The organism is Escherichia sp. E4385 (assembly GCF_963883145.1).
In the GTDB taxonomy this organism is placed as follows: Bacteria; Pseudomonadota; Gammaproteobacteria; order Enterobacterales; family Enterobacteriaceae; genus Escherichia.
This window is the reverse complement of record NZ_CAWOOJ010000010.1, coordinates 1-13533: the sequence shown is the minus strand read 5'-3', so window position 1 is coordinate 13533 and position 13533 is coordinate 1. Positions and strand designations below refer to the sequence as shown.

Annotated in this window: 14 protein-coding genes; 3 read left to right on the top strand and 11 right to left on the bottom strand. The window is 49.4% G+C overall.

What is annotated here, in order from left to right; all coding sequences use genetic code 11:
• Positions 1–43 precede the first annotated feature (43 nt).
• Positions 44–793 (bottom strand): C40 family peptidase, encoded by a 750-nt coding sequence (locus AACS80_RS09230; protein WP_135410646.1) that lies wholly within the window; start codon positions 791–793, stop codon positions 44–46.
• Positions 794–1104: 311 nt separating this feature from the next.
• Here AACS80_RS09230 and dpaA point away from each other — a divergent pair, with 311 nt between their 5' ends.
• On the top strand, positions 1105–1845 hold the full coding sequence (dpaA, locus tag AACS80_RS09225; protein ID WP_001225679.1) for a peptidoglycan meso-diaminopimelic acid protein amidase: 741 nt from the start codon (positions 1105–1107) through the stop codon (positions 1843–1845).
• Here the strand turns inward: dpaA and AACS80_RS09220 are convergent.
• Both AACS80_RS09220 and lpcA read right to left on the bottom strand, forming a co-directional pair.
• Positions 1816–2583: a class II glutamine amidotransferase gene (locus AACS80_RS09220; RefSeq protein ID WP_000333380.1), complete on the bottom strand. Its 768-nt coding sequence runs from the start codon at positions 2581–2583 to the stop codon at positions 1816–1818. The genes dpaA and AACS80_RS09220 overlap by 30 nt on opposite strands.
• Before the next feature lie 104 nt (positions 2584–2687).
• Positions 2688–3266, bottom strand: a complete 579-nt coding sequence (lpcA, locus tag AACS80_RS09215; protein ID WP_016159301.1) for a D-sedoheptulose 7-phosphate isomerase — start codon at positions 3264–3266, stop codon at positions 2688–2690.
• A 239-nt stretch (positions 3267–3505) separates the two neighbouring features.
• Here lpcA and fadE point away from each other — a divergent pair, with 239 nt between their 5' ends.
• Positions 3506–5950, top strand: a complete 2445-nt coding sequence (gene fadE, locus AACS80_RS09210; RefSeq protein WP_135410647.1) for an acyl-CoA dehydrogenase FadE — start codon at positions 3506–3508, stop codon at positions 5948–5950.
• 42 nt (positions 5951–5992) lie between these two features.
• On the opposite strand, the gene ivy is transcribed toward fadE, so the two are convergent.
• Positions 5993–6439, bottom strand: coding sequence for an Ivy family C-type lysozyme inhibitor (ivy, locus tag AACS80_RS09205; RefSeq protein WP_205712940.1), 447 nt, complete (start codon positions 6437–6439; stop codon positions 5993–5995).
• Positions 6440–6619: 180 nt separating this feature from the next.
• On the opposite strand from ivy, the gene yafV reads away from it, so the two are divergent.
• Positions 6620–7390 (top strand): 2-oxoglutaramate amidase, encoded by a 771-nt coding sequence (yafV, locus tag AACS80_RS09200; RefSeq protein WP_130209701.1) that lies wholly within the window; start codon positions 6620–6622, stop codon positions 7388–7390.
• Positions 7391–7444: 54 nt separating this feature from the next.
• Here yafV and AACS80_RS09195 read toward each other — a convergent pair whose 3' ends face one another.
• The 7 genes from AACS80_RS09195 to AACS80_RS09165 form a co-directional block, all read right to left on the bottom strand.
• Positions 7445–9538: a T6SS phospholipase effector Tle1-like catalytic domain-containing protein gene (locus AACS80_RS09195; RefSeq protein WP_138183759.1), complete on the bottom strand. Its 2094-nt coding sequence runs from the start codon at positions 9536–9538 to the stop codon at positions 7445–7447.
• Positions 9523–10065: a DUF3304 domain-containing protein gene (locus AACS80_RS09190; protein WP_135410648.1), complete on the bottom strand. Its 543-nt coding sequence runs from the start codon at positions 10063–10065 to the stop codon at positions 9523–9525. Before AACS80_RS09190 ends, AACS80_RS09195 begins: the two co-directional genes overlap by 16 nt.
• Positions 10050–10574: a DUF3304 domain-containing protein gene (locus tag AACS80_RS09185; protein WP_135410649.1), complete on the bottom strand. Its 525-nt coding sequence runs from the start codon at positions 10572–10574 to the stop codon at positions 10050–10052. The genes AACS80_RS09190 and AACS80_RS09185 overlap by 16 nt, the downstream gene beginning before the upstream one ends.
• Before the next feature lie 14 nt (positions 10575–10588).
• Positions 10589–11113, bottom strand: coding sequence for a DUF3304 domain-containing protein (locus AACS80_RS09180; RefSeq protein WP_138183771.1), 525 nt, complete (start codon positions 11111–11113; stop codon positions 10589–10591).
• Between the two features lie 14 nt (positions 11114–11127).
• Positions 11128–11652, bottom strand: a complete 525-nt coding sequence (locus AACS80_RS09175) for a DUF3304 domain-containing protein (RefSeq protein ID WP_138183773.1) — start codon at positions 11650–11652, stop codon at positions 11128–11130.
• Between the two features lie 468 nt (positions 11653–12120).
• The gene (locus tag AACS80_RS09170) at positions 12121–12885 is read right to left on the bottom strand and encodes a DUF4123 domain-containing protein (protein ID WP_135410653.1); all 765 of its coding nucleotides are present in this window, start codon (positions 12883–12885) and stop codon (positions 12121–12123) included.
• Between the two features lie 12 nt (positions 12886–12897).
• Positions 12898–13533: bacteriophage T4 gp5 trimerisation domain-containing protein (locus AACS80_RS09165; protein WP_240730950.1), on the bottom strand; the 636-nt coding region annotated here is incomplete at its 5' end.

Here is a 13533-nt window from a genome sequence, read left to right as displayed (position 1 = left end):
CATATGGCATCCGATTTTTTGCCTGATCGTCAGTATTCTCCATTTACAAAATCGTCTCTTCCGTCAAAATCCGCCGCGCGCCCAAAAAATGGTTCTGCCAGAAAGGTTCGGCTAACCGGCTTACTCGTATGGTTTCCCCCGTGCGTGGCGACTCGATAAATTGCCCGTCTCCCAGATACACGCCCATATGGTCGGCAATCTCGCGGCTGTGAATATGGAAAAACAGCAAATCTCCCCGGCGCAGGTCGTTGTTCGCCACAATCGTTGCCCGATGGTAGTGATACATCTCATTAGCCGTGCGCGGGAGCTTCGCCTCGAGGATCTTGTTGTAGGCATAAAAAACCAACCCGCTACAGTCGAAGCCTTGATCGGGCCGCGTGCCGCCCCAGACGTAAGGCTTGCCAAGCTGCTGCTCCAGACGGTGAATCGCCACTTCGGTGATGTTATGCAGGTGATCGCTGCTTAAAAAGTGGTTGTTTTCCGCCAGCGCCTGCCAGCGTCTGTCACTCGCCTTGAGCGGCGCAGGAAACCATTCTGGATGCTGTTTTATCTGCTCCCGGTTGTGCTGGCGTAGCGCCCTTCTGCTTTCGGCATTGCCTTCCACAATGTAGCTGGCCTGTTTTTTCAGATGTGCCTGGTACAGTTTGAGTACCCGCGCACGGTTTTGCATCCGCAGGCGGGCGGCGTAGCTGAAAGAGATATGTGATGTGGTGGCGCTGGCAAGTAAAGGAAGCAAAAGGGACAAAGAAAACACGCCCAGGCGCAGCAATCTGTCGTGAGAGAACAAATACATGGAGGATATAAACCGGCTGAATGAAGATGAGAATATTAGAGGAAAGGAAGGAGAGGCGGGATTATTAATTGCTTATTTGCATATTACTATCGATGTTTCATAACCTTAGGAAATAAGAAATAAACCGCTTTACATGCGCTTTTCGGACTTTTGAAAATCGCCACTTATGCTAAATTTGTAAACCCAGCGCCGACAGACTTGCGTAAAACTCTTTTGGTGATAATGTGAGCCTTCCAAATCCAGACTATTCCGATTTGGGATCTATTTTGCCGTCCTGGCGTGTGTAACCGTTTTATCAAGGAATAAGCAGTATGCGTAAAATCGCATTAATTCTTGCGATGTTGTTGATCCCGTGCGTTTCATTCGCCGGTTTGCTGGGCAGCAGTAGCTCTACCACGCCAGTGAGCAAAGAGTATAAGCAGCAGTTGATGGGATCCCCTGTCTACATTCAGATCTTCAAGGAAGAACGTACGCTCGATCTCTACGTCAAAATGGGCGAGCAATATCAGCTGCTCGACAGTTATAAAATCTGTAAATATTCCGGCGGGTTAGGACCCAAACAGCGTCAGGGCGATTTTAAAAGTCCGGAAGGGTTTTATAGCGTTCAGCGTAATCAGTTAAAACCAGACAGCCGTTACTACAAAGCGATTAATATTGGTTTCCCCAATGCCTATGACCGTGCGCATGGTTATGAAGGGAAATACCTGATGATCCACGGCGATTGTGTTTCCATCGGCTGCTACGCAATGACCAATCAGGGTATTGATGAGATCTTCCAGTTCGTTACTGGCGCGCTGGTATTTGGTCAGCCGAGCGTGCAGGTGAGTATTTACCCGTTCCGCATGACCGACGCTAATATGAAGCGCCATAAATATTCCAACTTTAAGGACTTCTGGGAGCAACTGAAGCCAGGCTATGACTACTTTGAACAGACCCGTAAGCCACCGACCGTTTCTGTGGTCAATGGTCGTTACGTGGTCAGCAAGCCGTTGAGCCACGAAGTGGTGCAACCACAGCTGGCATCAAACTACACGCTCCCCGAGGCAAAATAAGCGCCATTCGCCTGGCATAATCTTTTGCCAGGTTTCATTGCCCGTCAGCGGCTGTGTCGCAATCACCGTGACCACATCATTCGGTGTGGTCTGCGAGCTGAAGTCGATTTCCACATCCTGATCCAGCAACGTTGCCACGCCAAACGGCGCGCGGCGGGTGATCCAGTGTAAATTAGTCGAGCAATACGCCATTACATAGCGCCCATCCGAAAGCAGCATGTTGAAAACGCCCTTCTGCCGCAGTTCGTCCGCCAGTGAGGCGATATATTTAAACACTGCTGCCATGTTGCCCGGCGTGCGCGGGTAACGCTGCGTTAATTTATGCAGCAGCCAGCAGAAGGCTTTTTCGCTGTCGGTTTCACCTACTGGGCGGAAGTTGCCAGTTTCCAGTGATTTGTAGCCCGTCAGTTGCCCGTTATGGGCATAAGTCCAGTTGCGTCCCCATAACTCGCGGGTAAACGGGTGAGTATTTTCCAGTGCCACCTCGCCCCGATTGGCCTGGCGAATATGAGCCACAACCGAACAGGATTTTATCGGATAGTCCTGGACCAGTTTGGCGATGGGGGAATTAAAGCTGGGTTGTGGATCTTTAAATGTGCGACAGCCTTTACCTTCGTAAAAGGTGATGCCCCAGCCATCTTTATGTGGCCCGGTTCCACCACCACGCTGCACAAGCCCGGTGAAACTAAAGCAGATATCGGTAGGGACGTTGGCGCTCATCCCGAGCAATTCGCACATCGGTAACCTCCACAACAGCGGGAGCGCATGGCCCCCGGCGAAGATTGATTTAAGAATTTTCAGGTCGGATGCGGCGTAAACGCCTTATCCGACCTACGCCAGACTTACTTAACCATCTCTTTTTCAATCAACTGGATCAGGATATGGATCACTTTAATGTGAATCTCCTGAATGCGGTCGGCATAACCAAAGTGCGGAACGCGAATTTCGATATCCGCCGTGCCAGCCATTTTACCGCCGTCTTTACCGGTCAGGGTGATCACTTTCATCCCCTTCTCACGCGCCGCCGCAATCGCTTTGATCACGTTTGCTGAGTTACCGGAGGTGGAGATCCCCAGCAGCACATCGCCTTCGCGTCCTACGGCTTCAACGTAGCGGGAGAAAATATCGTTGAAACCAAAATCGTTGCCAACACAGGTGATGTGGCTGACATCTGAAATGGCAATCGCCGGATAGCCCGGACGGTTTTCACGGTAACGACCGGTCAGTTCTTCTGCAAAGTGCATGGCGTCGCAATGGGAGCCGCCGTTGCCACAGGAAAGCACCTTGCCACCGGCTTTAAAGCTGTCTGCTAACAGGACCGCCGCGCGCTGAATGGCGTGAATATTGGCGTCATCTTTTAAAAAGTTAGCCAGCGTTTCCGCCGCTTCGTTCAGTTCGTTACGAATAAGATCCTGGTACATGAGGATATCCTTCAGCATAAATGAATTAGACAAAATGCAGTGTACCGGATACCACCAAAAGCGAGAAGACCAGCGCGGTGGAATGACCAGGACTTTTTGACCCGAAGTGCGGATAAAAACAGCAACAATGTGAGCTTCGTTGTAATTATATTGTAAACACATTGCTAAATGATTTTACATCTACTACAACCATATCATCACAAGTGGTCGGACCTCCTACAAGTAAGGGGCTTTTCGTTATGATGATTTTGAGTATTCTCGCTACGGTTGTCCTGCTCGGCGCGTTGTTCTATCACCGCGTGAGCTTATTTATCAGCAGTCTGATTTTGCTCGCCTGGACAGCCGCCCTCGGCGTTGCTGGTCTGTGGTCGGCGTGGGTACTGGTGCCTCTGGCCATTATCCTCGTGCCATTTAACTTTGCGCCTATGCGTAAGTCGATGATTTCCGCGCCGGTATTTCGCGGTTTCCGTAAGGTGATGCCGCCGATGTCGCGCACTGAGAAAGAAGCGATTGATGCGGGCACCACATGGTGGGAGGGCGACTTGTTCCAGGGCAAGCCGGACTGGAAAAAGCTGCATAACTATCCGCAGCCGCGCCTGACGGCTGAAGAGCAAGCGTTTCTCGACGGCCCGGTAGAAGAAGCCTGCCGGATGGCGAATGATTTCCAGATTACTCATGAGCTGGCGGATCTGCCGCCGGAGTTGTGGGCGTACCTTAAAGAGCATCGTTTCTTCGCGATGATTATCAAAAAAGAGTACGGCGGGCTGGAGTTCTCGGCTTATGCCCAGTCTCGCGTGCTGCAAAAACTCTCTGGCGTGAGCGGGATCCTGGCAATTACCGTCGGCGTGCCGAACTCATTAGGCCCGGGCGAGCTGCTGCAACATTACGGCACTGATGAGCAGAAAGATCACTATCTGCCGCGTCTGGCGCGTGGTCAGGAGATCCCCTGCTTTGCACTGACCAGCCCGGAAGCGGGTTCCGATGCAGGTGCTATTCCGGACACCGGGATTGTCTGCATGGGCGAGTGGCAGGGCCAGCAGGTGCTGGGGATGCGTCTGACCTGGAACAAACGCTACATTACGCTGGCACCGATTGCGACCGTGCTTGGGCTGGCGTTTAAACTCTCCGACCCGGACAAATTGCTCGGTGGTGCAGAAGATTTAGGCATTACCTGCGCGCTGATCCCGACCACCACGCCGGGCGTGGAAATTGGTCGTCGCCACTTCCCGCTGAACGTACCGTTCCAGAACGGACCGACGCGCGGTAAAGATGTCTTCGTGCCGATCGACTACATCATCGGCGGGCCGAAAATGGCCGGGCAAGGCTGGCGGATGCTGGTGGAGTGTCTCTCGGTAGGCCGCGGCATCACCCTGCCTTCCAACTCAACCGGCGGCGTGAAATCAGTAGCGCTGGCAACGGGCGCGTATGCGCACATTCGTCGTCAGTTCAAAATCTCTATTGGTAAGATGGAAGGGATTGAAGAGCCGCTGGCGCGTATTGCCGGGAACGCTTATGTAATGGATGCTGCGGCGTCGCTGATTACCTACGGCATTATGCTCGGTGAAAAACCTGCCGTGCTGTCAGCTATCGTCAAGTATCACTGTACCCACCGCGGGCAGCAGTCGATTATTGATGCGATGGATATTACCGGCGGTAAAGGCATTATGCTCGGGCAGAGCAACTTCCTGGCGCGAGCTTACCAGGGTGCACCGATTGCCATCACCGTTGAAGGGGCCAACATTCTGACCCGCAGCATGATGATCTTCGGCCAGGGGGCGATTCGTTGCCATCCGTACGTGCTGGAAGAGATGGAAGCAGCGAAGAACAATGACGTTAACGCGTTCGATAAACTGCTGTTCAAACATATCGGTCACGTCGGTAGCAACAAAGTTCGCAGCTTCTGGCTGGGCCTGACGCGCGGTTTAACCAGCAGCACGCCAACCGGCGATGCCACTAAACGCTACTATCAACACCTGAACCGCCTGAGCGCCAACCTCGCCCTGCTTTCTGATGTCTCGATGGCGGTGCTGGGCGGCAGCCTGAAACGTCGTGAACGTATCTCGGCACGTCTGGGGGATATTTTAAGCCAGCTTTACCTCGCCTCTGCCGTTCTGAAGCGTTATGACGACGAAGGCCGTAATGAAGCCGACCTGCCGCTGGTGCACTGGGGCGTACAGGATGCGCTGTATCAGGCTGAACAGGCGATGGATGATTTACTGCAAAACTTCCCGAACCGCGTGGTTGCCGGGCTGCTGAATGTGGTGATCTTCCCGACCGGACGTCATTATCTGGCACCTTCTGACAAGCTGGATCATAAGGTGGCGAAGATTTTACAAGTGCCGAACGCCACCCGTTCCCGCATTGGGCGCGGTCAGTACCTGACGCCGAGCGAGCATAACCCGGTTGGCTTGCTGGAAGAAGCGCTGGTGGATGTGATTGCCGCCGACCCAATTCATCAGCGGATCTGTAAAGAGCTGGGTAAAAACCTGCCATTTACCCGTCTGGATGAACTGGCGCACAACGCGCTGGCGAAGGGGCTGATTGATAAAGATGAAGCCGCTATTCTGGTGAAAGCGGAAGAAAGCCGTCTGCGTAGTATTAACGTTGATGACTTTGATCCGGAAGAGCTGGCGACGAAGCCGGTAAAGTTGCCGGAGAAAGTGCGGAAAGTTGAAGCCGCGTAATTGAATAACGGAGCCGAAAGGCTCCGTTTCTTTATCCGCTAATTATTTAAAATTAAAGCCATCCGGATGGTTTTCCAGGCTGCCGGTCAACGCCGCGAACAGCACCGTTTTACCATCAATCGAAAGCGCATCGTTCACATTCAGCCAGGTGAGTTTCTCTTGCGACGTTTTCTCATCAATAGTCGAGAACAGCCCCGTCATCTGATTAGATTTCTCGGACCACATCACAGCGATACGTTGCGAGCCACAGTCATGCGGTTTGCACGCGCTCATCACCTGATACGTCTCATCTCCCAATGTCACGGTTTGTGCGGGAGTATAAGTACCGCCTTTCACCACCCAGGCAGGCAGCTTATGCCCTTGCACCATCTGATTAAACGCAGCTTTGGTGGTTTCGCCCTTTGCCAGGCTGCTAATAGTTAAATCATCCTGCGCCATTGCACTGGTGGCGATGACCAGAGCGGCGACTGTCGTTATTGCCTTAAACATCATTCCTCCTGAGCTTATCCTGCCCATGTTATTAACCTCCTAAAGCCTGGCGATAACACGATAATTTGCAAATCAGATATTTCCAATATCAGCATTTGTTATCAATTTATTCCGCAGTAAGGTAATAGCCTGATAAGGTGTTAAAGTTATAAAACCCTTCGCATAAAGGAGTTGTACACCGTGCCTGGTTTGAAGATTACGCTTTTGCAGCAACCGTTGGTGTGGATGGATGGTCCTGCCAACCTGCGCCACTTTGATCGTCAACTGGAAGGTATTACCGGGCGCGATGTGATCGTTCTACCGGAGATGTTTACCAGCGGCTTTGCCATGGAAGCGGCAGCTTCGTCGCTAGCACAAGATGACGTAGTGAACTGGATGACAGCCAAAGCGCAGCAGTGCAATGCGCTGATTGCAGGCAGTGTTGCATTACAAACGGAGTCTGGTTCGGTTAATCGATTTTTGCTGGTTGAGCCTGACGGCAAGGTGCATTTTTATGACAAGCGTCATCTGTTCCGAATGGCAGATGAGCATCTGCATTATAAAGCGGGCAATGCGCGAGTGATTGTGGAATGGCGCGGCTGGCGTATTTTGCCGCTGGTGTGCTACGACTTACGTTTTCCGGTGTGGTCGCGCAATCTCAACGATTACGACCTCGCCCTGTACGTCGCCAACTGGCCTGCTCCGCGCTCTCTGCACTGGCAGGCATTACTGACGGCTCGCGCGATTGAGAATCAGGCGTATGTGGCGGGATGCAATCGCGTCGGCAGCGATGGCAACGGCTGCCATTATCGCGGTGACAGCCGGGTGATTAATCCACAGGGCGAGATTATCGCTACTGCCGACGCGCATCAGGCAACGCGCATTGATGCGGAGCTCTCGATGGTGGCATTACGGGAATATAGAGAAAAGTTTCCGGCATGGCGGGATGCGGATGAGTTTAGGTTGCTGTGAGTGGGTGTTACATATCTGCATTTTCCCAGTCTCCAGATCCTGAATCTTATGAACTTAACCTCGGCTCACCGTTTTCGATTCCATCCAATAAATGACCCGGTTGGATGTGGGCTGATCGCCAACAACTTCGCCATCTGCAGAGATTAGCTTCAGCTCTTTATTAGCCTCATCACCGAAGTAAATCATGCGGTAGCGAAAATAACCGCCCCAGGGTTCACGTCCACCCAGCGAACTTTGCATAAACCAGGCGCGGGAGTCGTGAACCTGGTCATCATAGAGGGCCAGTAATTCAGCGCATGGCTGAGTACGCGTTCCCGTTCCCAGTGAATCAATAAAAAATTGTGGATAGAGTCCGTCTCCCATAGCCTTAATTTGCTGATATTCTTTTGCTTCATCATCGCCATTAATCAGATACACCGGATATTTAGGAATGACATCCACAAGAATCTGAATGGCTTTCTCCATGACGCTGCCGTTAATATCGCGCGTCCATCCTTTATAATCGCTCTGAAATTCTCGGGCTGCCTCTCGCAACTGATACTGAGCATTGGTTGGGTCAAGGATAGGAATGCCCTGATTACTTTCATCAAGTGTGCCATTCCCTTTCTGCTTGTTCGCCCGCTCTTTTTCAATATTTTCCATTTGTTCTTTACGCGCTTTAGCCTCTTTATCAAGTCCATCTTTATCCAGCTGTGGCGCCTTAATATAAAAAGGTTGCACAAGAAGGCTGTTATTCGCATAGCGACCGATACGCCAGGCGGTGATCCAGCCGATCTGATCGCTAATTGCGCTTTCAAGAACCTGGGCAAGTTGATAGGAGTGATAACCTTCCCTCGTATCAATCATTTCTTCTGTACCCTGCAAGGTGGTATTCAGCAGGGTTTGTCGCCAGATGTTGAAGCGTTTTGGCAATTTATCACTAAAATCAAATTCATCTTGAATACTTGAGATCATTACTCTTGATGGCTTTTTATCTTTAATTAAATCTGTTACATAGTCTGACTGAACAGATAATGGCGCTCCTGCATCAAACGCCGCAAGATACATATCATGCAGGGCTATCTGAGAAAGAATTTCGCCTGAGCCACCACAGGACTTCCCCTGATCGCGAACGGGATAGCCACCACCGACATCAGAGTGCATCCCCGGATAGATAACTTCCTCTGCATTTAAAGGATAATTTCCGTCTGGACGACGGATTGAATCCAGCGGAAAGCACAGCCGCTGCTCATGCGCGGCAACGAAGTGGCGGCAGCATTTAATCAGGCCGGGAAACTGCCTCTCATCAGGGAGTTGCTGAGTACTATCGGCCCACCCCATATGACCGGCAGCGCCCGGTAAAACATGCGCCGCCCCCACAGAAGCTACGGTATCCAGCAGCCCCAAAAACTCAATACTGACAGCTAACCCGGCCAGCATCACCTGTTGCTCCTGCGGACAAGCTAACTGAGTCAACCAGTTAACAAAAGTTCGTGCTTCCGCTGCGCCACGGGAAAATCCGTAGATAAATAGCTTTACGTTTAGCAGGCGCGGCTTGGCTTGCTCTAACTGCCCCTGTAATTTTTCCAGATAGGGGTTAATCACATTGCGACGATTCACTTCACCAGTCATCGGCCAGGGAGCGCGCATAAGAGGAATATGTCCTTTTGCCACCGTATCATTCAGTCCATTGTGGGCGGGGTCAATGGCATAGCTCAGGGCATCCACGAGGCGTAATAATGCCCAATTAATTCGGTCTTCACCACCGGTGGCAAATTCCAGTCCGCTGTTGCTGTAATCCATTTCCCCTATCTTGGGAAATGGCGTGCCTACTCCAGGCATGTAATAGGAAAAATACCCAGCATTACGGTCTTCAATACTTGTGTGGAATAATTTTGCAATATTGGTTGGGTGAGAGGCTTTTGTATCATTATATTCATTATTATTTGTACCATCAAAAAACAGACTAATATGTAGACTTTGACTACATGTAAAGCCAATTCTAAATCCAGCCTGTTTACTACAGTTGGTTTTGTGCTCTTCTGTTTTATTGATTTGTTTTAGGTAGTTCGCGTTTACCTGTGCTTCAGATAATATTAATCGCCCACCTTCAGGAAACGCTGGGGGAGCAAAACACGGAAAAGCCAGACCACTTATTTCGCTGGACATGTTGCTGGTTCCTTCATCTCGCGGGGTTCTTTGATAGGATAATTCGGTGTGCCATAGCCCTCGCAGACGGTTGTCACTTTAATCTGATTACACGGCAGAAAATGAACGGTCAGGCCACAACGTTCAGCGCCGTATTCCGGGATATCAACAATTACTTTATATTTTTGATAATTTGCAGCATGTTTAGCATAAGCATCTTCTTCATAGCCAAAACCTTCTTTTTTCATTGCAATAGGTTCAAGGGGGTTCGGGTCTACTTCCCACTCGATCCGGACTTTTAATCCAGAATGCCACTTCTCTGGTAACATTATGCAGCAATATCCACCGCCCAAACCATGGACCCGATAACCATTTACGGTGAACCAATTAATACTGATACCTTTAATATGATTTATTGCCCGGAGATCACCTGCAGTATAATCGTCGTAATTAGCTGCTGAGCAACCCGAAATCACCATCAAAATTAATACCAGACAGCCTTTAACTACTTTTGTTATATTCATTCCATTTCTTATTTTGCTGGACATGTTGCTGGTTCCTTCATCTCGCGGGGTTCTTTGATAGGATAATTTGGTGTACCATATTTCTGGCAGACGGTTGTCACTTTTATCTGATTGCACGATAGAAAATGAACGGTCAGTCCACAAAGCTCAGCATCATATTCCGGGATATCAACAATTGTTGAATATTTTCTAAAACTGTTTAGCGCAACTTTCTTCCATGCTTCAAATTTCTCCCTGTCCTTATAGCCTGGAGGCAGAGGAGCTGTATTTGGATCAACCTCCCACTCAACTCGGGCTTTTAATCCAGAATGCCACTTATCTGGCAGCATAACGCAACAATATCCTCCACCGTCCCCGAATGGACCAATATTTGGTCCGCCGTAACCATTGATGTGTATATAATTTATATTATTATCCGTATGATTTATTCCATTAATATCCACAGCAGTGTAATCACCGCTATTTTTTGCAATTGAACAGCCTGATACCGCAAATAAAACCATTAGAGAATAACATTTGCAAATCGCTCTCATACTAATACTACTCCTTATTTCACCGGGCATGTTGCTGGTTCCTTCATCTCGCGAGGTTCTTTGATGGGATAATTCGGTGTGCCATAACCCTGGCAGACGGTTGTCACTTTTATCTGATCGCATGGCAGAAAATGAACGGTCAGACCACAACGCTCATCGCCGTATTCCGGGATATCAACAATTGCGGTATGTTGAATGTAACTTTCTTTGAGTTTTTTCTCCCAGGCCTGATATTTATCCCAATCCTTATAGAGTGGTGGCAGGGGGACTGTATTTGGTGTAATTTCCCACTCAATCCGGGCCTTTAATCCCACACGCCATTTATCTGGCAACATAATGCAACAATATCCTCCCCGTTCTCCGAACGGGGTTATATTCGGCCCACCATAGCCATTGATACTGAAATAATTAATGGCAACATCGGTATGGTTCATACCTTTAATATCTCCAGCAGTGTAATCACCGCTATTTTTTGCCATTGAACAGCCTGACACTGCAAATAAAATCATTAGAGAATAACATTTGAAAATCGCTCTCATACTAATACTATTCCTTATTTCGCCGGACATGTTGCTGGTTCCTTCATCTCGCGGGGTTCTTTGATGGGATAATTCGGTGTACCATACCCTTGGCAGACTGTTGTCACTTTTATCTGATTGCATGGCAGAAAATGTACGGTCAGGCCACAACGTTCAGCACCGTATTCCGGGATATCAACAATTGTTGAATATTTTCTAAAACTGTTTAGCGCAACTTTCTTCCATGCTTCAAATTTCTCCCTGTCCACATAACCAGGAGGCAGAGGAGCTGTATTTGGATCAACCTCCCACTCAACCCGGGCTTTTAATCCAGAATGCCACTTGTCTGGCAGCATAACGCAACAATATCCTCCACCGTCCCCGAATGGAGCAATATTTGGCCCGCCGTAACCATTGATGTGTATATAATTTATAGCCTTATCCGTATGGTTTATCCCGTTAATATCTCCAGCAGTGTAATCACCGCTATTTCTCGCCATTGAACAGCCTGATACTGCAAATAAAACCATTAACGAATAACTTTTTAAAATCGCTCTCATAGTTATATTTTTCTTTATGTCGCCGGGCATATTGCTGGTTCCTTTACTTTGCGGGATTTTGATTGATGGGCATTACTTCTACGACAACCAAACTTTGACAAAAAAGAAAATAAAACGCATATCTTTCGATTGCCACATATTGGGAAATCGACAGAATATTGATGATATTACGCAAAATATATTGCAGCCAAGTAAACTGACATTACGACCGCACACAAATGCAACATGGTGGATACTACCATTACATGTCGGGCTTGATTTTCCGTTTATTTCACGATTATCTCTTGATATTAACAGCTACGGACTTTTAAAAAGATAAATATACACATCATCCTTAAAACTGCCTCTGCGTTGGCTGCGTTCACTCACCCCAGTCACGTACTTATGTACGCTCCTGGGGATTCGCTCGCTTGCCGCCTTGATGCAACTTGAATGATTTTGTGTATACCCCTGTACATCACCATAATATTATCCCTCGAAGTCCCGCAAAGCCCCGAAATATCCCGCCTCATTGGCCCTGATAGCAATATCAAGACAGTGCGAAAAATAGCTTTCCTGACTGATTTCAATGGCTGCTTTCTCCTTCATCAGGGCTTCAGCGTCGCAGATACATCCCATCAAGCCCACCTGTACATCATCCACCCGATTCATCCCTGGGTTGTCAGCAAGCCTGCGTTCTGGTGAAAAACTTCCTGATTTCCATTTAATCTCTCCATCACGGTCTAACCAGCTCCAGAACAATGCAATATCAGTAAATGTCGCCTGCTGCTCGTTGGTCAAAACATGTGTGAACAGTAAAGGGAACACCCGATTATCATAGTAACGCAGCAATCCGGTCTGTTCTTCCCACTGAACCTGTGACAATACCTGAAGATGCCGACCCAGCTGGTCGAATGTAAGAGGGGATATCAACAAAGTAAGACGAGGCGTATCAGCAAATGACGCCATCAGTTGTGCCAGACATTTGCGATGACTACTGAGCGCAAAGTACAGGCGTAACACTACAGGGGAATACTCCATCGTCTCCGCTTCAGGCGTTCCTTCAAACAGGGCATACCAGTGAATGGCTGGCGACAAATGAAGCATCTCATTTTGTAAAGGTTGGTCGGTTCCAGCCTGGTCAACAAGCACATCTATGTAATCCAAACCAGCGGCAGAACAGAATGATTCAGCCTGCTTCAGCCAGATAATATATTTGTCTTGATCGGTAGCGTGTGGCAATACCGTTATCATTGTCTTTCTCCCTTATCCACGAGGCGCAAAAGCGGCGGCGGCTTCCTGCGCCCTTTTCAGGCACTCCTTACACACCGATTTTTCTGGCGCTTCCTCACCCTCATCGTTGTTATCATTCTGATCGGACGACGCATTACTATCACTTTGCTCAGCCGCTAAACTTTTATCATCTGCCAGCGCTTTCAAAACCACCGGTTGTAGCGTCGGCACCGGCGTTCCCGGACTACCGCCGCTATTGAGATTGATTTTCGGCCCGACGATGTCTACTCCACCTGAATGGATGACCACAAACGAACCACCCACCTTCAGTGTGATTTTACCGCCACTCTCCAGTACGATTTCATCCCGGACCTTCATTCCCAGCGCACCGGTAATCTTCCTTGCCAGGTCGCCCTTCACCTCCAGGCTGTGCTTTCCCTCCACCAGGCTGACATGGTTCCCCGTCGTCTTATGCTCCTGCTTCCCTTCCACTGTCACTTTACGGTCGTTTCTGACATACAGTCCGTCATCGTGATTCACGCTCACCGTCCGGTCGTTCGTCACCTTCAGCGTCTGGTCATTACGTACCGTGATGTTCCGGTCGTTCGCCACCGTGATACTCTGGTCGTGGCCCCCTTCTTTTCTGGTGCCGACCTCAACCGTCTGCCC